Source organism: Pseudophaeobacter profundi (assembly GCF_029697505.1).
Lineage (GTDB): Bacteria > Pseudomonadota > Alphaproteobacteria > Rhodobacterales > Rhodobacteraceae > Pseudophaeobacter > Pseudophaeobacter profundi.
In genome coordinates this window covers 1-322 of the sequence record NZ_JARJEF010000154.1, presented here as the reverse complement: position 1 = coordinate 322, position 322 = coordinate 1, and the positions used below count along the sequence as shown (strand labels likewise).

Here is a 322-nt window from a genome sequence, read left to right as displayed (position 1 = left end):
ATTTCCAAAAAGAAAATATCCACGAAATCTATCAACTAAAAATACAAACAAGTATGTTAAATTGTACATGAAAAATATATAAATACACAAATATAATCACAAAGCACTCCCGAGTGCAGTCATTTTGCAAATAATTTGCAACCACATCACTGAACTTGATTGGAATGATTCGATGTGGCGTTGGGCGAAATAATCAACACGTACTCTTATCTTTTCCCCTTCCACCTCTGGGAGCTGGGGCACCATATCCTGCACCGTAAGACTGATCATATCCTCCATAGCCATCACCATATCCGTAGCCTCCATACCCAGAGTAGTCATA

The 322-nt window shown here is 38.5% G+C and carries 1 protein-coding gene; it reads right to left on the bottom strand.

Features of this window, described 5'->3' with window-relative positions; translation table 11 throughout:
• Window positions 1–96: 96 nt before the first annotated feature.
• The coding region (locus tag P2081_RS20610) for a hypothetical protein (protein ID WP_278924653.1) at window positions 97–322 on the bottom strand (226 nt) is incomplete at its 5' end.